Origin of the sequence: Lacipirellula parvula (genome assembly GCF_009177095.1) — a bacterium.
Lineage (GTDB): Bacteria > Planctomycetota > Planctomycetia > Pirellulales > Lacipirellulaceae > Lacipirellula > Lacipirellula parvula.
Genome location: NZ_AP021861.1, coordinates 3445729 through 3465101 on the forward strand (window position 1 = coordinate 3445729; position 19373 = coordinate 3465101).

The 19373-nt window shown below is 64.8% G+C and carries 12 protein-coding genes; 5 read left to right on the plus strand and 7 right to left on the minus strand.

Going from position 1 to position 19373, the window contains the following annotated elements; genetic code table 11:
• Window positions 1–142 precede the first annotated feature (142 nt).
• Together PLANPX_RS13575 and PLANPX_RS13580 are read right to left on the minus strand one after the other, a co-directional pair.
• Window positions 143–631: a hypothetical protein gene (locus PLANPX_RS13575; protein WP_152099252.1), complete on the minus strand. Its 489-nt coding sequence runs from the start codon at window positions 629–631 to the stop codon at window positions 143–145.
• Between the two features lie 404 nt (window positions 632–1035).
• Window positions 1036–2535: an FAD-binding oxidoreductase gene (locus tag PLANPX_RS13580; protein ID WP_172992053.1), complete on the minus strand. Its 1500-nt coding sequence runs from the start codon at window positions 2533–2535 to the stop codon at window positions 1036–1038.
• A 224-nt stretch (window positions 2536–2759) separates the two neighbouring features.
• Between PLANPX_RS13580 and queG the strand changes: the two genes are divergently transcribed.
• The 3 genes from queG to PLANPX_RS13595 all read left to right on the plus strand — a co-directional run bounded on the left by queG (window position 2760) and on the right by PLANPX_RS13595 (window position 7173).
• Window positions 2760–3890, plus strand: coding sequence for a tRNA epoxyqueuosine(34) reductase QueG (queG, locus tag PLANPX_RS13585; RefSeq protein WP_152099254.1), 1131 nt, complete (start codon window positions 2760–2762; stop codon window positions 3888–3890).
• 432 nt (window positions 3891–4322) lie between these two features.
• The gene (locus PLANPX_RS13590) at window positions 4323–5399 is read left to right on the plus strand and encodes a tRNA dihydrouridine synthase (RefSeq protein ID WP_152099255.1); all 1077 of its coding nucleotides are present in this window, start codon (window positions 4323–4325) and stop codon (window positions 5397–5399) included.
• Window positions 5400–5694: 295 nt separating this feature from the next.
• The gene (locus PLANPX_RS13595; RefSeq protein WP_152099256.1) at window positions 5695–7173 is read left to right on the plus strand and encodes an MATE family efflux transporter; all 1479 of its coding nucleotides are present in this window, start codon (window positions 5695–5697) and stop codon (window positions 7171–7173) included.
• Between the two features lie 156 nt (window positions 7174–7329).
• Here PLANPX_RS13595 and PLANPX_RS13600 read toward each other — a convergent pair whose 3' ends face one another.
• The 5 genes from PLANPX_RS13600 to PLANPX_RS13620 all read right to left on the minus strand — a co-directional run bounded on the left by PLANPX_RS13600 (window position 7330) and on the right by PLANPX_RS13620 (window position 16842).
• A complete protein-coding gene (locus PLANPX_RS13600; protein ID WP_152099257.1) occupies window positions 7330–11226 on the minus strand; it encodes a hypothetical protein in 3897 nt (1298 codons plus the stop codon).
• Between the two features lie 199 nt (window positions 11227–11425).
• The gene (locus PLANPX_RS13605) at window positions 11426–12643 is read right to left on the minus strand and encodes a sulfatase-like hydrolase/transferase (RefSeq protein ID WP_152099258.1); all 1218 of its coding nucleotides are present in this window, start codon (window positions 12641–12643) and stop codon (window positions 11426–11428) included.
• A 24-nt stretch (window positions 12644–12667) separates the two neighbouring features.
• Window positions 12668–13462, minus strand: coding sequence for a WecB/TagA/CpsF family glycosyltransferase (locus PLANPX_RS13610; protein ID WP_152099259.1), 795 nt, complete (start codon window positions 13460–13462; stop codon window positions 12668–12670).
• A 32-nt stretch (window positions 13463–13494) separates the two neighbouring features.
• Entirely contained in the window at window positions 13495–14892 is a 1398-nt protein-coding gene (locus PLANPX_RS13615; RefSeq protein WP_152099260.1) for an O-antigen ligase family protein, read from the minus strand.
• A 150-nt stretch (window positions 14893–15042) separates the two neighbouring features.
• Complete coding sequence (locus PLANPX_RS13620) at window positions 15043–16842, minus strand: GumC family protein (protein WP_172992054.1); 1800 nt, start codon at window positions 16840–16842, stop codon at window positions 15043–15045.
• 444 nt (window positions 16843–17286) lie between these two features.
• Between PLANPX_RS13620 and PLANPX_RS13625 the strand changes: the two genes are divergently transcribed.
• Complete coding sequence (locus PLANPX_RS13625) at window positions 17287–18402, plus strand: GNAT family N-acetyltransferase (RefSeq protein WP_172992055.1); 1116 nt, start codon at window positions 17287–17289, stop codon at window positions 18400–18402.
• Between the two features lie 52 nt (window positions 18403–18454).
• Complete coding sequence (locus PLANPX_RS13630) at window positions 18455–19342, plus strand: polysaccharide deacetylase family protein (protein WP_172992056.1); 888 nt, start codon at window positions 18455–18457, stop codon at window positions 19340–19342.
• Window positions 19343–19373: the final 31 nt, after the last annotated feature.

Consider the following 19373-nt stretch of genomic DNA (forward strand, 5'->3'; position numbering starts at 1 on the left):
CCGTGGCCTGCTGTCGCCCCTCCGGGGCTGCGGTTATTGCTATCAATGCAAACCGGGGGCTTGCGCCCCCCGGCTATTTACTTTCGCTCCTTTGGAGCTCGTTTGAATGTGGCTCCGGCGGGGCTGGTTCAATTCGAACGAGCTAGAACGCTTGGCTTGTGCCTGCTCCGGCGGGTCGTTGACCCGCGGCTACCGCGTTCTCGGTCTTCGAGAAGTAGGGGTTGAGGATCACTTGCGGGCCGCGGACGGGGGCGACGCTGGTGGTTTGGTCGACCGTGTTTGGGGCGACCATCGCGGGGCCTTCGACGGCGGTTGGTTCCGGCGTGACGTACGGGTTGTTAATCACGGCCGGTTGGACTTCTTCGATGACCTCGGGAGTCATCACGCCCGGCGGGTAGGCGAAGGGGCTGTAACCGTAGGTGCGCGGCACCGGTTGGCTGTAGTAGACCGGCGGGAAGGCGGCGAAGTAGGGGACGTTGTCGGCCATGACGCCGTAGAGGCGGCCCATGTCCCAGGCTCCAAAGCCACCGCCGTAGCCGCCGCCGTAGGGGCCGCATTGGGCGTGGGCCTGGCTGCCGGCGGATGCGGCGGCGAGGAGGAAGGCAGACAACAAGATTCGTCGGAAGTTCATCGTGGGGACGCCTCGGGGGTGAGTCTCGCGGTAGGTGCAACGACTCGACTTGGTCGCTCTCCTATCCAGCCTAATCAGCCGAGTTTTCGCCGCAACGGTGGGGTGGGAGGGGGCGTGCGGGTTGTGAGGGCGTTTTTGGGGGAACGGCGGGCAATTTTGGGGTTCAAACGCGGGGCGTGGGCGATTTATTTGAAGCGGATTTGTTTGCGGTAGGAATTCATCCCAATAGAGTCCGAAATTCAGCCCCAACGGGGCGAAAGAATGTAGCCGGGGGCGTGAGCCCCCGGCTACACCATGCCGCTCCTTCGGAGCTTAATGCACAGCATCGATTCCGACCGCAAGTCTCTTGGCAGTTCTGCACTGGCAAGATGCCAGTGGCACCCGGAAGCAATGCATGGCGTCGCTCACTCGTCGCGGCCGTACTTTAGATAGAACTTATTTTGAAAGACCCCGTCGGGATCGTATTTCCGCTTCTGGGCGAAAAACTCCGCCCCTTGCGGATACGCGCGGGCGAACTCCGCCGGCGTGGCATGCAGGCGATACGGCAAATAGTACCGCCCGCCGGCGGCGAGGGAGGCTTCGATCAGCGCTTGCGACACCGTTTCCATTTCAGCTTCAGCGGCGGCGGTCGTGGGCTGATTGAAGAGCATCACGAACGCGAACATCTCTTCGGTCGCGTAGCGGAGGAACGTGTCGCGGTCCTCCTCGACGAAGCGGACCGTTACGTTGAGCAGGTCGACGTCGTGCTTGGGGATCGTCTCGCGAAGCGCGGCGATGAAGCTGGCGACGCCGCTGCGGGGGACGAAGTACTCGTGCAAGATGTCGGTCGACGCGGCGGAACGATTTTGGAAGACTTCGACTCCTTCGTTAAGGAGCTGGTTCCGTGAAAAGTATTCCTTGTTGAGATGGGGCTGCAGCTTCGCCTCGGCGGACCAGCGGAGCTCTTTGCCGTAGTCGCTGCCGACGGAGCCGCGGAACAAGTTACGGCGGAGTTTGATCGAATTGGCCGAGGCCAGCGGCGGAATCGAGCCGTCGGGGGCTTCGTGGAAGACGTTGATGATCACGTCTTCGAGAAAATGCGACGGTGCGATGCCGAGCCGGCCGTAGGCCATCGCCACGTCGTCGCGGCCGGCAATCTCGGCGTCGTAGGTGGCGAGCGCCTGGTTGAGCGGGACGACAAATTGTTCGAGGCGGTAGCGGGCGTTCGGAATCACGCGCAAGTCGGCGTCGAGGATCACGCCGAACAGGCCGTAGCCGCCGAGGGCGAGGGCGAAGAGTTCGGCGTTCTCGGTGCGACTGCACGTTTTGATCGTGCCGTCGGCAAGCAGCAGCCGAAAACTTTCGACCGTCGAGGCGATCGGCGGGCGGCCATACTGCCAGCCGTGGCAGTTGACGCTGAGCGAACCGCCGACCGTGAAACTGTTGTTCGACTGCATCACTGCGACCGAGCGGCCGACCGGATCGAGGTAGGGGATAATCTCCGACCAGCGGGCGCCGGCCTGGACGCGGAGGAGGTTCGTGGCGGGATCGAACGACATCGCGTGGAACGGCGTCATGTCGATAACGATGCCGTCGGGCGAGATCGTGTGGCCTCCCATCGAATGGCGGGCGCCGGCGATCGAAACACTGAGCTTGTCGCGGCGGGCGCGGACGAGGAGGTCGCGAAGCTGCGATTCGGCTGCGGCGGGATCGGCGGGGATCGGCCAAACTTCGGCGACGTGCGCGGCGTTTAGCCGGCTGGCGTCGTCGATGTAGCCGGCCGCCAGTGGCTGCAGCTGGTCGGCGTCCTGCCAGGCGACGGTGGCGAGGTGCCCTGCCGGCCGCGAGACGGAAACGACGATGACGATGGCTACGATGAGGAGGGCGAGGAGAATTTTTCGCCGGCGCGTGAGGGGCCTTCGCATTGGCGGTTGGGAGTTAGAATGGTGGGTTTGAGAATCACGAACTTGTGGTCCCCTCCCCCTTGAGGGGAGGGTTAGGGAGGGGGGAGTGGTGCGTGTACCAGCGTTCCACCCCCTCCCCATCCCTCCCCTCAAGGGGGAGGGAGCCAGACGTTTTGTTTTTGAGTTGTAACGACTTTTGCATCGTTTTTACCAGTTCACGTTATTTGAAACCTTGCGTTCGCTTGATGTCGCCAGTCGAACTCACCGCTGCTTTGAAGTTGCGAGCCCGTGAATTGGGTTTTGCGCTGGCGGGCGTGTGCGAGGCGGCGGCGCCGAACGGCGTCGCGCGGCTCGGCGAGTGGCTTGATCGCGGTTATGCGGGGCAGATGAAGTATCTGCATGACCGGCGCGAGGCATATGCTCATCCGCGGTATGTCCTTGAGGGGGTGCGGAGCTTGCTGCTGCTGGGGTTGCCGTACCGCACGGTCGAGGCGGCGCCGGCGGAGGCTGGCGAGGGACGGGTCGCGCGATATGCGTGGGGCGAAGCGGACTACCACGACGTGATTCGCGACAAGCTGCACGATCTTGCCGATTACTTGCGCGAGCTGGCCCCCACAGCGACGACGCGGGGCGTGGTCGATACGGCGCCGCTGCTGGAGCGGGAGTTCGCGCAGCGGGCGGGCTTGGGATGGGTCGGCAAGAATACCCTGCTGCTTAGCCGCGACGCGGGGAGCTATTTCTTTCTTGCCGCGCTGCTGACCGATGTGGAGCTGGCCGCGGACGAAGCGTTTGAGGCCGATCACTGCGGCACGTGCACGGCGTGCCTCGATGCGTGCCCAACGCAGGCGTTTCCGCAGGCGGGGGTGCTCGATGCGTCGCGATGCATTAGTTATCTCACGATCGAATTGCGGGATCACATTCCGGCCGAACTGCGGCCCGGCATGCGCGACTGGGTCTTCGGCTGCGACGTCTGCCAAGAAGTTTGCCCGTGGAATCGGTTCGCGCCGGTGAGCGAGATCGAGCGGTTGCAGCCGGTGGAGGCGATGAACCCACTGGAGCTGACGTCGCTCTTTGCGATGGATGACGACGCGTTCCGGCGACGGTTTCGCAAGACGCCGCTGTGGCGGCCGCATCGGGATGGATTACTACGCAACGCGGCAATTGTGTTGGGGAATCAGGGACGGGCGTCGGCGCTGCCGGCGCTTGCGCGGGGGTTGAATGATGTAGCGCCCCTCGTGCGGGCGGCGACCGCGTGGGCGCTGGGCCGGATCGCGGCGGCGGAGCCCGAAGCGGGGGCGGCGGCGTTGTTGCGGGCGCGATTGGGGATCGAAGAGGACGCGACGGTTCGTGCAGAAATATTGGGAGCGATGCCTTGAGTAACACACCAATGCACGAGCCGTGTGAAGAATAGCCCAGAAAGGGGCGACATGATGTAGCACACTAAACGTCAAAGTGATCTTGGAGTACCTGAATCTAATCATGCACCACGGAAGCACTATTTAAGTGCGTGCTGATCCACTCTGAATGTTGTGGCTCCCTCCCCCTTGAGGGGAGGGCTGGGGAGGGGGTGGAACCCTGGTACCCGCTGCCGACCCCCTCCCTAACCCTCCCCTCAAGGGGGAGGGGACCTCATGGTTTCGTTATATGGAAGACTGGGGCTTGCAGTTGGATGAGCTTTTTTTGCCAGAGATTAGAGAATGCAGGGGATGCTTGAGTCGCTCGGCAACCATGATTGATCATTCAATCACACGCCGTCGCGCTTGACGGCGACGCTCGTTGTCGAAAAATGGGGCTTCCTACCTAAACCAATGACCACTGCCACGACTCACTCGCTGAAGCCCCTCCGCATCGGGAATATCGAACTCGATTTCCCCGTGGTGCAGGCTGCGCTGAGCGGGTACAGCGACACCGCGATGCGGGTGATCGCCCGCCGCCTCGGGGCGAGCTACACGCTGTGCGAGGTGATGCTCGATTACTTCATCATGCAGGTGAAGGATCGGCCGCGGAACAGTCACCTGATGCACGTGGCCGACGAGGAGCATCCGGTCGCGGGGCAGTTGATGGGCGCCGAACCGGAGCAGTTTGGGCCGGCGGCGGTGAAGCTGGTCGAAAAGGGCTTCGACGTCATCGACATCAACTTCGGCTGCCCGGTGAAGAAGGTGCTGGGGCGGTGCCGCGGCGGGTTTCATTTGAGTCAGCCGGAAGTGGCGCTCGAGATTGTGAGCCGCGTCCGCGACGCGGTGTCGGCGCATGTTCCGGTGACGCTCAAAATGCGGCGCGGGATTGATGATTCGGCCGAGAGCCGCGAGAAGTTCTTTGAGATCTTCGACGGCGCCTACGCGCGGGGCGTCGTGGCAGTGACCGTGCATGGCCGGACGGTGCTGCAGCGATACGACGGGCCGTCGCGATGGGAATTTTTGCGGGAGCTAAAGGCGTACGCCGGCGACCGCGTGATTCTCGGCAGCGGCGATTTGTTCAACGCCCAGGCATGCCTCGACATGATGGAGTACACCGGCGTCGATGGCGTGACGGTCGCCCGCGGGTGCATCGGCAATCCGTGGGTGTTTCAGCAGTGTCGAGCACTCGCAGCGGGGCAACCGCTACCCGCGCCGCCGACGCTGCACGAACAGCGCGAGGTGATCGCCGAGCATTACCGCCTTGCCGAAGAACTGTATGGCGCCGAGCGGTGCATCCCGACGATGCGGAAGTTTGGCATCAAGTACTCGCAGCTCCATCCGCAACACAACGAGGTGCGGGCGGCCTTCGGCACGGTGAAGATCGTCGGCGGCTGGCGGGATGTGCTCGCAAAGTGGTACAGCATCGACGGGCCGGGCGTTCATCCGGCAATTGAGGAGCCGAACCCGTTAGCGTCGCCGGCGGAGTGAACCTGCGCGGGGCGGGGGCTGTCTTGTTCGGCACGCAAACTCGCATTTGAGGCTCCCTCCCCCTGGAGGGAGCAACGAGCACGGTCGCCAGTGGCGATCGTGCGTAGGCGGTAGCCCGTGCGTAGCACCGGGCTGGGGAGGGGGGAGAAGCTGGTACCCGCCGCGCTCACCCCTCCCTAACCCTCCCCATCAAGGGGAGGGGACCAGAACATTCTTGTGTTGAGCGTGGCTCAGCGAAGCGCCCCCGGGCGGAGCCCGGGGCTAGGGGTACGAGCAACAGCGATAGGCGGAATTCATGTCGAACGGAAGCGAAGCGAGCGAAACAACGTCTTGGTGGTCGCGACCCGCTGGGGGCCGGGAGGTGCTGCAGATTGCGGTGCCGATGGTCGTGACGACGCTCTCGTGGACGTTGATGAACTTCATCGACTCCGCGATTCTGATGCAGGTTTCCGGCACGGCGATGGCCGCGGCCTATCAGGCGGGCATCATTTGGTTCGCGGCGCTCAGCCTGTTCTGGGGCATCTGTTCGTATAGCAGCACGTTCGTTGCGCAATATTTCGGCGACGAGCAGCCGAACAAAATCGGCCCTGCGGTGTGGCAAGGGGTGTGGCTCGCGCTGTCGTTCTCGCTGCTTGTGCCGGTGGCGCAATGGTTCGCGCCGCGGCTGTTCGATCTGTTCGGCCACGAGGAAGAACTGGCGCGGATGGAGGCGCTGTTCTTTCAGATTCTTTGTTACGGCGCCCCCGGAATGCTCATGGCGCAGTCGCTCGAATGTTTTTACAGCGGCCGCGGCAAGACGTGGGTGGTGATGCTAGTCGACGCCGGCGCCGTGATGGTGAATCTCATCCTGGCGGTGGTGCTGGTGCAGGGGTGGTTCGGCATCGAGTCGTGGGGGATTGCCGGCGCCGCGTGGGCGACCGTCCTGGCCCAGTGGTGTCGCGCTGTTTCGTTTGCCGCGCTCGTGCTCATGCCGGCAAACCGCGCGGCGTTCAACACGGCCGACATGAAGCCGGACGGCCAACTGCTGCGGCGGATGATTCGTTTTGGCGGGCCGAGCGGCGCGCAGATGATGCTCGACGTGACCGGTTTCGCGCTGTTCATGATGTTCGTCGCAACGATCGGCGTCGCCGAAGCAGAAGCGACGAGCTTGGCGTTTCGCGTGAGCCAGGTGGCGTTCATGCCGGTGTGGGGCCTGGGAATGGCAACAGCGGTGCTTGTGGGGCAGAAGCTTGGCGAAGATCGGCCAGAGCTGGCTCAGCGGGCCGCGCGGACGACGCTGTCGATGAGCCTCGTCTATATGGGGGCGATTTCGCTGGTGTTCGTGTTCGCGCCGCGGGTGTTTCTGCAGACGTTCTTCACGCATGGCGAGGTTCCCGCGGCGTCGGTTGCGGAGGAGGTTTCGCCGGGGGACGCGAAGCCGCAAGCGGCTGGTTTGGAGGAGGAGCCGGCGAAGGCGGAAGTCGAGGCGATGACGAGCTACCTGATGCGGTTCGTGGCGGCGTACAACATGTTCGACGCGGCGGTCATCATCTTAGTGAGCGTGCTGCGCGGCGCCGGCGATACGCGGTTCGTGATGATCGTCAGTTGCTTTATGTCGACGCTGATGTGGCTCGGCAGCCTCGTTGGCGTCTATGTACTGAAGTTTGACGTCTACGCGGCGTGGTGGTTTATTGCGATTTGGGTGTCGACGCTGGCCGTGGTTTACGTGCTGCGGTATCGCACCGGCAAGTGGCAGGCGATGCGGGTGATTGATCAGGTGCATCACGCGCATTAGTGCCCCCCGCGCACCCTCTGGCTCCCTCCCCCTGGAGGGGAGGGTTGGGGAGGGGGGATCGCGCCTGGTACCAGCTGCCGCCACCCCTCCCTAGCCCTCCCCATCAAGGGGAGGGGACCTCAACATTGATTGTATGTTAGGGCCGGCGCCACAACGTTAGCGCAGAATGCGCGGCACCATGCCGCGGAGGCGGTCGCTGATGCCGCGTTGTTCTTCGGCTGAGGAGCCAGCAGTCGGCGTTGGCAGCACATCGCTCGGCTTCGCGGCGATGCTCGCGATCGGCGCTTGTTCCACGAACAACCGCGGCCAGTAGCCGTCGATGAGGCGCTGGCAGTCCATTAGTTGGCCGTCGTCGAGGGCCGACTTCGCGGCGTAGAGCCGCTTGGAGATTTGGTAACGCTGCTCTTTCGAGAAGCGAAGGTCGTACAGCCGCACGTCGTCGATCCAGGCTTCGCCGTGGCCGACGAGGTGGAACTGTAGCCGCATTTGGCCGGTGCTGGCGAGCGGCAAGTCGTCGACGGCGAACTCGTACTCGGTCCACTCGGAATTGAGCTGCTGCTCGCCGCCGATGGCGACGTAGCGTTGCCGCGTGACGCCGGCCGATTCGTACTCAAACCAGGCGTAAAGCTGCGATTTCGCGGCTCCCGCGGCGCCGTGAATTCTGGCGCGGACGGTGAGCTGGCCGGTCGGCGGAATCGGGAAGAGGTGGCTTTGCACGGCAACGCCAAGGGCGTCTTCGCTGTGAAGGTGGAGCGAGTGGCCGGTGACTGGTTCAGTTTCGGGAGCAAGGTCGACGACGCCAGCGGCGCCGATCCGCGGCTGCCAGCCGAGCATTTGGCCCGCTTCGCCGGTCAGTTCGAAGTCGGGGTTTTGGAGTTCGCTGTAGATGCGTTCGAAATCGAGCGCCGCCATCCGCTGTTCGAATTCGGCGAGTCGGCGGGCAAGTTCGGCCTTCGCGGCGGGGCTCATCTTCACTGTCCACGCGCCGACTTTCACTGCGGGCGACGAGAAGCGGCGGGCTTGCACGCCGTGCGGCGGCAGGATCGTTGTCCAGTTCTTGGGGCCGCCCGGAAGCGTGCCGCTGATGGTCGGATCGCTCGCGGCTTGCGCCGCTTCGAGCGCGGGATCGACGCCGAGGCGACGCCACACCATCGTGCCGCTGGCTTCGAGCGGGATGGTGAGTTCGAGCGGCCAGGCCGATTCATTGACGACGCAGACGGTGGTCGACTCGGCTTCACGGTAGATGCGAAGCGTGACAGGTTGCTTGCGTTCGGTGCGAGTGTCGCCGCCGGCGGCGGGGAGCTCTTGGAAGAGCCGCATCGCGTCGCGGTGCATGTCGCAGTCGGCCAGCGGGAACTGAGTGCCGCCGCTGATAGCCAGATTGAAATCACGCGCCGTGAGAGCGGCGGCGATGCCGCGGGTAGCCTGCTCGTGCGCCGCGGTCGACGCGGCGGCGAGCGTGAGGTTCGTGTGGTTGGCGCCGAAGGGGCTTTGAGCGTCGAACGTCGCCAAGCGCAGCTCGCTCGGCACATGGTAGAGTTCCTCGCCGCAGTTGACGCGGCTGACGAACAGTTGCTCCAACTCGGGGGCATGATTCACGCGGAGATCGGCGGCCGAGGCGTCGACGGAATCTTCGGCGCCGAGACGTCGAGGACGGAGAAGCGACACGCCCGGCGTCTTCGCGAGCCGAGCGAGATCGAGGCCCGTTTCGGCGAGGGCGTCGTCGAGCGTCGCACGGCCGGAAACGGCTTGGCGAAGGCGTTCCGACGCGTTGGCGCCGGCGAGGAGGTCTTCAGTGCAAAGGATGAGCCTAGCGTCAGGCCGGCGGTTGATGATCCGCGTCGCGACGACACTGTAGAAATTGGTCGTTTGCTGGTAGCGCCACGCATTCCATGCCGGGAGGAGCGGCCCACTGACTTGTTCGCTGCGACGGGCGAAGCGTTCGTGCCCGTCGATGAGCAGCGTGGTTTCCATGGCGAGGGCGAAGCTGGTTGCCGTTTCGTCGTCGAGGGCCCAGCCGATGCCGGGCGTGACGCCATAGCCTCCGCCGTGCAGTTGCAGCGCGACGCCGCCCCAAGCCGGGTGCTGGTCGTAACGCTGCGCGAGACGACTGACAACGGCGGTGAGTTCGGCCTGCACGTCGGGATGGAGCAAGTTGTAATGAGGCGCCGTCGCGGTGGTCTGGTGATTCGTCACGCGCCATGGCTGGCCGTCGCCGCCGATACATTCGATGCCGGCGACGCCGGCGCTCGCGGTGCGGCGGATGGCTTCAATCGCCGGCAGCGGCGAGGCAAGTTCCACGGCAGGAACGAGCGTGAGCCCTTCGCGATCAAAAATGCGGAGCAGCACTTCGAGCACGTCTTTGCGGATCGGATCTTCGCCGGTCGCGGCGAGCAGACCGGAGTCGAATCGCGGCGACACGCCGAGCCCGGCGACGGGGGCGAGCGAGGCGCCTTCGCTGGCGATCGAGACGACGGCGCCGTTGTAGCCGGCGGCATGCAGTTGCTGGGCGAGGCGATTGGCGGCGGTGAGGAACGTGTGCCACGTTTCGATGCTGCGACCGCTCTCGGCGTCGAACTCGCCGGCGGCGCCGAAAGAATCGGCGAACGTCGGCGCCGCGATGTACGCGGCGGCCAGACGCTGTTTCGCTGCGGGGCTGGCGGGATCGTTCGGCGCGGCCTTCGTCGTGCGGTGTTGGAGGCGAATTTTGCCGTAGAGGGCGCCCTGATCGTGCGAGCGGTTGGCAATCAGCACGGCGGGCGATTTGGTGCGAGGCCAGAAGACGATGCGATGGGTGACGACGCCGGTTTTCGCGTCGACGGTTTGCGTCGTTTGATCGGCGGTGAAGACGCCCCAATCGCGGCCGAAGGTGCGAACCTCGCCGGCGGCGTCGGGTTCGATGATGCTGACGGTAAGATGTTGCTCTTGGTCGCGCGGAACCTCAAGCTCGATGGCGTGCGGCTCGCCGACGCTTTTCACCGGAAGCAGGTAGGCCTGCCAGGCGAGATCGTCGGACGGCGACGTGGGCGGCAGTTCAACGAGGCTTTGCCCCAGCGGCGAGAGAAGCGGCTTAACGTTGCCGAGCGGCCGCGGGGTCGAGAAGCCGGGGAGCTTTTCGACCTGCGTCCAGTGCGGAAGCCGTTGCCACCATGACGAGCTCGTGGCGTCGATCATCGCCACCGTTTCCCATTCGTCGGTGAGCCGCGGCAGCTTGGCGGCGGGATCGACGACGACGAAGCCGACGTTGCGGGCGGCGAGTTCCGAACCCTTGTCCCATGGCGCCAGGCGACTAGCGAAGCCGGCGGGGCGTTCAACGAGCGTGATCCGCAGGCGGTAGGCGCCTTCGGCTTTCGGGACGGCGAGTTCGACGGGGATTTCGCTCAGGTTTTGCGGATCGCAGGCGAAGGTCGCTTGCCAGAGAGCGGCGGGCGAACCTTGGCGGTAGAGCTTCGCTTCGAGCGTCGCGGGCGCCGTGAGCAGAGACGCAACTTGCGGCCGCAGCGTCAGCCGCAGCGACTCTTCGGGATTGAATACCAAGTGATCGCGATTGAGCTGGACGCAAAGCAAATCGCCCGGGGCGCGTTCAACGCGAACGTAGCTGCCGAGATCGTCGAGCGGCGTCTGCTGCTTGGTTCCGGCGAGATCGCTGAGTTTGAACTCGACCGGTTTGGCTGGTTCGTCGGGTGATTTGCGGAGGTCGACGACGACGCTCGCCGTCTCGTCCGCGCGGATGGTGACGTCGCAACCATCAGCTTGGCGGCGGAGCAGGGGGGCGATGACGATGCGATTTTCGACGAGACGAACGGCGGCCGCTTCGTCGGCTTCAACGCCGAGGGGTTGCAGATCGCTCAGTTCGCCGCCGGCAACCGCGATGGCGCCGATCCATTTCTGCTGCGACTGAGCGTTGGCGCCCCAACCAAAGCGGAGGCGGACTTCGATCGTTTCAGCGAGTGCGCACTCGGAGCCCAACGCCAGCGCCGCGATGGCCGCCACGAGGGCGACGAATCGCGTCGGCGCATGAGGCCGGCAGATCGGACTTCCTTGTCCGAGCATCGCGTAACGATCCTAGAGTGCGAGCAGTGAATGCTGAGAGCGACGGAGGAGCCCGACGAGCGGCCAAATCCGTGGCAGCGCGGCAGGATTGTAGGAGGCGGAAGGTTGCCTCACTAGGTCATTTATCGGGTGCAAGTGGAGGGGAACTCGCGACTTGCGCCGATTTTTGCGGCAGCCCCATGTTGCAGATTGAGAATTGCTAGCGGCTTGGAGAGCCGAACTCTGCTAGCAACTCCGCAACGTCGTCGGGGCAGCGGTCGGCGATTTCGTTGGCTTCCCAGCGGTCGTCAGGCTTGGCGAAGAGTTCGATGGTTGGCTCAGCTTCGCTAAGCTCGCTGGATTTCGCTGCTTGCCGCAGCAGCCAGCTTTGCGTGCGCATTGCCATTTCGCCATGCTTGCCGATGGCGACCACGCGATCGCGGGCGGGTATCGGCTGCGACGCATCGCTTGGCGACGGCGGGAGGGAGCAGCCGAGCCATTCGAGTAGGTAGGGGGCGAGGTCGGCGGGCTGCACAAGTTCGCTCGCACGCGGCGGAGCGACCGGTGCACCGTCGGGGCGGCGGAGTATGCAGGGGATGTGCGTCACTTCGCCGTAGAGGTCGTGGACCTCGCTCCCCGCGGCGCCATGTTCGCCAAGCGCGAAGCCGCGGCAGCCGACCACTAGCACAGCGGTCGATTCGGCGAGACCCGTGGCCGTCAGCATCTCCAGCAGCATGCCGATGCACTCGTCGAGGATCGTCGTTTGCGCAGCGTAGGAGGCGCGCTGGAGCAGCAGTTCGTCGGAGTTCGTGGTTTCCAAACGGAGCGGCGGCGTGACGAACGTCGGCGCCTCGGGGTCGTCCTCGTCGAGCAGCGATTGCCGAAGTTCGATCGGGGCGTCCCAGGCGCCGTGATAGCCGCGGGCATGGAGCCAGAGTAGGCGGGGAGGCTCGGCGCCAGCTGTCGCTGAATCTTCCGCGACGCTCCACTGTTCGAGTTGGTCGGCGGCGATCGCAAAGAGCTGCGCGAGTTCCGTGTCGGCCATGCTCTCGGCCGTCGCGGGCTGGGGAAATTCGAGCGCGCGGACGTCGCGGAAGCCGAGTTGGTCGCCTTGCTCGGCGAGCCAGACGTCGTCGGTGGTGAGCGACGCGGCGATGCCGGCGGCGAGAAGTTGCGGCAGCAGGCCGGCGGAATGCGCGGCGGCGAGGGGCTTGAGGTTCGTCGGTTCGACGCCGTCGTATGGCGCGGGCACGCCGAGCCAAGCAGCGCGGTAAAACCCGGCAAGCGCCGGCGAATCGACCATCATCCAATCGAACAGCAACGACTCGCTCGCGAGCCGATCGAGCGCGGGAGTCGGGTGCCAGGCGTTTCCGTAGGCGCCGAGGGCGGACGCGCGAAGACCGTCGACGGCAATGACAATGGCGTGGCGTGGTGGCATGGCGCCACTATATCAAAATCGCACTCACTGCGGGGCGGGCGCCCGGCGACGCCAGTCTTGCCAGATCAACTGCGGAAAGACCCAGGCGTCGCGGGCGTAGCGTTTCGCAAGGCGGCCTGGTTCGCTCGAGAGGCGGTGAAGCCATTCGAGACCGACGCGGCGCATCCAGCGCGGGGCGCGGCTTTTTTCGCCGGCGAGGAAGTCGATCGTGGCGCCGACGCAGAGGGCGACCTTTGCTTGCAACTCGGCGGCGTGGGCGTGGATCCAAAGTTCTTGCTTCGGGGCGCCGAGGCCGAGGATCAATAAATCGGGCTGAGCGGCGGCGACGGTGGCGAAGATTTTGTCGTTCTCGGCAGGATCCTTCTCGAAGCCGAGCGGCGGCGAGAGCGTGCCGACGATTTCAACATGGGGCCAGCGAGCAATGACATTCTCGGCGGCCCGTTCGGCGACGCCTGGCGCGGCGCCGAGCAGGTACACACGCAGCGGCGGCTGGTTTTGTTCCGCATCGGCGTTCGCCCGTTTGAAGAGGGCAGGGGCGAGATCGCTGCCGGCAACCCGCTCGGGAAGCGCGCGGCCGAGCAATCGCGACGCCCAAATCACCGGCGCCCCGTCGGCGAGAATCAGAGATGCATCGGCGTACGACGCGCGGAGCGCGGCGTTCGTCTGATACATCACCGTGTGATCGACGTTCGGCGTCACGACGTACTGGCAGCGACGCTCGCGGGGCGTGCGACACCAATCGAGAATCGTGCTGATGCTCTCAGGCATGTCGAGCGCGTGGATCGTCATGCCGAACAGGTTGATTTGAGGGATGGGCATCGGGGTAGTGCGTAGGGTTCAGGATTCGGGGTTCAGGATGAGGCGGGGAGAGCGTGCCACGGCGCGGTGGGGACTGGTTGGGTGACGGTTAGCGTTTCTGCGCGGCGTGCTAGGAGTGCAGACGAGACGCCGGCGCAGAGGAATAGGGGCCAGTGTTCCGTGGGGAGCAGCGTCAGGTCGTGGAACAACGCCGACGAAACGTAGTTGAGGACGACGGCGAGTTGGAACAGGCCTTGGGAGCGTTCCCACATTGGTAGGTCTTCGGCGCGGTAGAGCTGCCACGCCATCCGCGTCCAGGCGACGAGCAGCGCAAGGAACAGCGTCACGCCGACGATGCCGGTCTCGACCAAGATGCTGAGGACCGTGTTGTGATGGTCGAGGTTGCGGAGCGATTCGAGTTCAAGCTGCTGGCTGCGGTCGGAGAGGTACGGCATCTTCAGGTCGTAGTAGCGACCGAACCCGCAGCCGAGGAGCGGCGCGTCGCGCCACATCCGCATCGAAACGTAGACGAACGACGCCCGTTGGTAGACCGAGTGCTCGGCCGAGGCGTCGGAGTCTTTGCGGCTGAGGTTCGTCACCTTGTCGCCGAGCGCGACGACGCCGATGGCGCCGCCGAGGATCACGCCAATCGCCAGGGCAGTGCGCCACTTGGGGAGTTGAAGTGCAGGAACAACGGCGAGGCCCGCGGCGAGGCCGATCCAGGTGGAGCGAGTGAACGTGAGAAAGATGCCGCCGGCGATGGCGAGCAGCAATCCGGCGACGGCGCCTTGCGCGAGTCGCGAGAGTTTGGGCCACAACATCCACGCCGCCCAGAAGCAGACGGTGAGCATAATGCCCAAGCTCGCCGAGTTGAGCGACGGTCCGCGGGCGCGGCCGAAATGGGTGCCGAGTAGCGGGTCGGAAATGTAGCGGGGGAACACGGCCCACCACTGCTTGGTGATTTCAGCGAACGCGGTGAACGCGAGGAACCCGCCGAGGCCGGCGAGAATCCACAGCATGCCGCGCCAGCGGCGTTCGCCGTCGTTCGACGTGCGGGCGGCAAGGTAGAGGGCGGCGGGAATCCAGAACGCGGCAATGAGACGCCACCACGGTTTCACGGTGGAACCATCGGGCGGCGGCGTGGGGGTCATGGCGCAACGAACGGTGAAGTAACCGATCGCGGCGAGCAACAGCCAATCGGCCGGCGAGATGTGTCGCAGCGCGAGTTCGCCTTGGCGCCATTTCCAAATGTAGGCGGCGCCGAAGCCGATCAGCAGGATGCGGTCGACGGTGAGCGGTATCGGGCCGATGTGGGCGGTCCACAACGGCGGCGCGAGGACGTAGCCCAGGGCGATGAAGGCGCCGCAGCCCATCCAAAGCGAACCCCACCGCGCATACGCCGCCCACCAGAGCAGTCCGCCGAGGGCAGCGATGGCGATGGCGACTTCCATAGCGGAATGGTGACAGTGGGTCTTCGTCTTTGGGTGGCACTGGCATTCTGCCAGTGTGAAGTGGGTACTCGCTCGGCAGTTCTGCACTGGCAGGATGCCAGTGGCACCCACGGGGAGCCCAGTTTCAGGCGGGCATTAGTTGGGCGGCAGTTAATTGGCGGATTGCTTGGCGACTTGGATCGCTTCTTGCAACGACATGGCCGGGGCAACGCCGACGCCGACGGGCGGCAGGCTGCCGAGCGCACTTGGGAGCGCACCGGGCGGAAGCGGCAGCGAGGGTTTGCGTTCAGGCATCGTCGCGACCGGCGCCGCGGCCGGGCGGCCAGTGCCAAGCAAGTGTTTCGAGGCGGCGGCGAGGTCGGCGCTCGTGCCGAGGCCGCTCCAATGCTCAGCCGGCGGGCGAGTTTCGACGTCCCACGGCTGCGCACTGCGCGGCATTGCGGGCGGCTCGGCCTGCGCTGCAGGCGCGAAGTGTTCCACTGGCTGCAGTGGCGCGCGTGCGGGAACGGGTTCGAATGTTTCAGCACGACGTTGCGTTGGCGCCGGTGCATACGGAACCGTTTGCGATGGAGCGGGACGAACTCCCACGACCGACTGCGTCGTTTCTTGCGGCGCCCCGACGGCCGTGAAGAAAATGAGCGCGACGCCGAGCATGCCGCCGCCGACGGCGCCGGCGAGCGCGATGATCGTGCGGCCCGGCCCAACCGGGCGGGGGCCTGTTTCGGGCGTGCCGATGCGAGTCACGAGGCTGGCGCCCTGGGCGGCGGCTTCGGCAGCCTTCGCGGTGCTCAAGTTATGACGGGCCTGGTTGAGCGTCGCGCGGCTGTTGTCGACTGCGGCGATGCGGTTGGCATACTCGGCCCGTTGCTCGGCGAGTTTGACGAGCCGCGCTTGCAGGGCGTGCAGCCGCGTTTCGGTAGCGGTGACGCGCTGTTCGGCGAGGTTCTTTTCCACTTCGGCGCCGTTGACGGCGGCATCAAGTTCGCGGTGGAGGTCGTTGCGGATCTGCGCTTCGCTTTCAATGGCTGCCTTTACTTGCGGATGCTCGTCCGAACGGGTGCCAGAGAGTTGAGCGGTGGTGATTTGGGCCTTGATGAGGCCATCCTTCAGTTGCCGCAACGCAGGTTGCGTCGTCAGCAAGCTATTCGGGGTCGCGATCAGCTGTTGGGCGTCTTGCTGCGCCGCTTCGAGCAGCGAGATCAGCTCGCCCGCTTCGCGGACCTGCGTTTGGAACTTCCGCAGATCAGATTCAAGCTGCACGAGCTCCGTGCGGAGGTCGCTTTGGCCGCTCGAACCGGAATGCAGCATGCGGAGCTCGCCGAGGTCGGCGCCGACTTCGGTTTCGAGCGACGCCAGCTTCGCCGTTTGATCGTTGTTCATCGTCGTGGCGAGATCGACCTGCTCTTGCAGTTCGGCGACGAGGCTTTGGGCCCGTTCGGTGCGGAGTTGCTTCAGGGCGAGGTCGAGCTGGCGGCAAAGTTCGCCGACGAGAGCAATCGCACGCTTGCGATCGGGGTCTTTCACATAGAAGTAGAAGACCTCGGTCTTGCCGAACTCGCCGCCGTGGGGCGGGAGCATCTTGAGGTGCTCGCGGAACTTGTCGATTTCCTCGGCGTCGGGTTCGCCGGCGGCGCCGTTGAGTTCTTGGTTGACCGCCTTGAGGGTGCCGACGACGACCTGCTGACTCTTGGCGACTTCGAGAATCGTTTCCTGCAACGTGCGCATCTCGTAGAGATCGGCGAACTTGCCGGGCGTGGGGCCGCGGGCGCCAGCGGTTTCCTGCCGCACGACGAGCCCTTGCGACGCTTCCCAGTAGCGCGGCATCACCAGTGAATAGGCGGCCGCGAGCACGCCGCCGACGATGGCGGGCGCAAGGATTAGCGCCTTCTTCCGCCACAGCAGGCGGGCGAGTTCGTGCGGCGTGAGCGAGGGAAAGGGAGCGGCATTCATCGCGTGTGTCTCGATCGATGAGGGCGGAGAGCGCGCGGCGATCCGCTCGCGCAGGGCTCCCCTCCCGATACACGAACGTAGCTCATGGAGGATCGCTGCCGGCGGAATCGGCGGCCGCCGGGGATGTGGCGCGGCTGGCCTGACCGGCCGAGCCGCTACAGCCGCTACTTCGGGATTCCGTTGTCGGCGTTTCACGAATCCCGACCTATGTTTTCGCTGACTTTCGGACGACGGACGGGCCGCCCGTGCGCGAGCGTTGCGCGCGGGTGCGGCTCTCTGCATTGCCGGAGGGGTGTGGGAGGGGTCTCCGACCCCGAAGCGGCGCTGCTCTCCAATCTTGGTTTGGAGTGGTGCGCGGAATCGGCGTCGGAGACGCCTCCCACAAAGAGAACCGCACTTCCACAAAATAACTCAACTCCACAGTTCAACGCTGAGATTGCCACGGTGCGACTCCAACGCTTCGACAATCTGAACGACCTGCTGCCCTACCGCGATGCCTGGGATCGGCTCGCCGGTGGGCTGGCGTTTCGCCGTTGGACGTGGCTCGCGGCGTGGTGGCGGCATTACGGCGAAGAGCAGGGCGAGCGCGAGCTCAGCGTCTGGTTAGCATTCAGCGATGCGTCCGATTCGCCGGAGAGCGTTCGCGCCATCTTGCCCGCGTATTGCGAAACGACCTGGACGCAAGGCTGCGTGTTGCGGCTGCTGGGCGATGGGGAAGTTTGCAGCGATCACCTGGGGCTGCTGGTTGATCCTTCGTTTGAGACCGATGCGGTGGACGGCATCGCTGAAGCGATCGCCGCCATTGGCGAGATTGATCTCGTTGGTTTCACGGCGGTTGATGATGCTGATCGGGCGACGACGAACTTGCTCGGGAGCCTGGCGCGGCGCGACTTTACGACGCGGCGGATGCCGACTGATCGCTGTTGGGCGATTGATCTGCCGGCGAGCTGGGACGAGTTTCTCGCCCTGCAATCGAAGTCCCACCGCAAACAGATCCGCCAGATGGAACGCCGCGTGCTCGACTCGCCGCGGGCGGTTTGGCGGATGATCGAGTCGCCTGGCGACTTCGGCGACGCTTGGCAAACGCTGGTCGACTTGCATCAGCGGCGGCGGCAATCGCTCGGCGAGCCGGGCTGCTTTGCCTCGCCGACCTGGGCCGCGTTCCATTGGGACGTCGCTCAGCAATTGCTCGCGGAAGGCCGGTTGCGGCTTTCGACGCTTGCACTAGACGGCCAGCCGATCGCCGCGGAGTACCACGTCGGCAACGCCGAAGCGACTTGGGCCTACCAAGGGGGCGTCGATCCGACGCGGCTCGCCGACGAGCCGGGCCAACTGTCGACCATTTGCTCGATCCGCCACGCAATCGCCGCCGGGCAGTCGCAATTCGACTTCCTTCGCGGCGACGAACCCTACAAAGCTCACTGGCGCGCAACGCCGCGCCAAGCCTACCGATTGACTGCAGTTCCGCATCGACTCTGGCCGCGGTTGCGCGACCGGGTGCGCGGGAGCGCGACCAACTTACGAACGACCGCCAAGCAACTCACTTCGCTCTTTAGCTAACGAGTCGATGCCGCAGACCTCCGCGTTTTTTCGCCCCCCTGAGGTGTTTCACATGCTAGCCGAAGCTTGCAAAGAACCACTGCTGGGCATGTACTACCTCGCAACGTTGCCGTTGCGTCGGCGGCGGGCTGCGCAGTTGGTCGCCGCGGGGCAGGCGCCGATCATGTCGCTCTTCTACCATCGAGTCGCCGACGAGAATCCAAACGACTGGACGATCTCGAACCAGCGATTCAAAGAAGAGATGATCTGGCTGCGGGAACGGTTCGAAATCATTTCGTTGACCGAAGCGCAGCAGCGGATGGGCTCAGAGGCGAACCGCACCGCGGCGGTGAGCATCACGTTCGACGACGGCTATGCCGATAATTGTCGCGAAGCGCTGCCGTGGCTGATCGAGCAAGAGATTCCGTTCACGTACTTCGTCGCGTCGGGGAACGTCCTGGAAGGTCGGCCGTTCGTCCACGACGTGCGGCAAGGCAAACCGCTCGAGCCAAATACGCCGGAGCAGATTCGCGTGTTGGCCGAAGCGGGCGTCGAGATCGGCGCCCATACTCGCAATCACATCAACCTCGGCCCGATCACCTCGCAGCAGATTCTCGACAGCGAGATTATCGGTTCCAAGACGGATTTGGAAAAAATCGTCGGCCGATCGGTGCGCTACTTTGCGTTTCCGTTCGGACTGCATGCGAATCTGTCGCAGCAAGCGTTCGCGACGGCGTTTCGCGCCGGATACTGGGGCGTCTGCTCGGCGTACGGCGGCTACAACATGCCGGGCGACGATCCGTTCCACATCCAGCGCATCCACGGCGACCCGAGTTGGGCGCGGTTCTGCAACTGGATGACCGCTGATCCGCGGAAGTTCCGGCGGATTCCGCGGTTTGATGCGGGGGACTTCCGCGGGGATGCGAGGTCGGAATTGAAGGGTGCTGAGGGTTCGTTGTGACTCGCGTTTGGTTGGTGGTTGAGAATTTTAT

Coding starts and splice junctions, on each gene's coding strand:
- PLANPX_RS13615 (WP_152099260.1), bottom strand. CDS start 14,892: ATGGAAGTCGCCATCGCCATCGCTGCCCTCGGCGGACTGCTCTGGTGG.
- PLANPX_RS13590 (WP_152099255.1), top strand. CDS start 4,323: ATGACCACTGCCACGACTCACTCGCTGAAGCCCCTCCGCATCGGGAAT.
- PLANPX_RS13600 (WP_152099257.1), bottom strand. CDS start 11,226: ATGCTCGGACAAGGAAGTCCGATCTGCCGGCCTCATGCGCCGACGCGA.
- PLANPX_RS13620 (WP_172992054.1), bottom strand. CDS start 16,842: ATGAATGCCGCTCCCTTTCCCTCGCTCACGCCGCACGAACTCGCCCGC.
- PLANPX_RS13610 (WP_152099259.1), bottom strand. CDS start 13,462: ATGCCCATCCCTCAAATCAACCTGTTCGGCATGACGATCCACGCGCTC.
- PLANPX_RS13595 (WP_152099256.1), top strand. CDS start 5,695: ATGTCGAACGGAAGCGAAGCGAGCGAAACAACGTCTTGGTGGTCGCGA.
- queG (WP_152099254.1), top strand. CDS start 2,760: ATGTCGCCAGTCGAACTCACCGCTGCTTTGAAGTTGCGAGCCCGTGAA.
- PLANPX_RS13605 (WP_152099258.1), bottom strand. CDS start 12,643: ATGCCACCACGCCACGCCATTGTCATTGCCGTCGACGGTCTTCGCGCG.
- PLANPX_RS13580 (WP_172992053.1), bottom strand. CDS start 2,535: ATGCGAAGGCCCCTCACGCGCCGGCGAAAAATTCTCCTCGCCCTCCTC.
- PLANPX_RS13575 (WP_152099252.1), bottom strand. CDS start 631: ATGAACTTCCGACGAATCTTGTTGTCTGCCTTCCTCCTCGCCGCCGCA.
- PLANPX_RS13630 (WP_172992056.1), top strand. CDS start 18,455: ATGCTAGCCGAAGCTTGCAAAGAACCACTGCTGGGCATGTACTACCTC.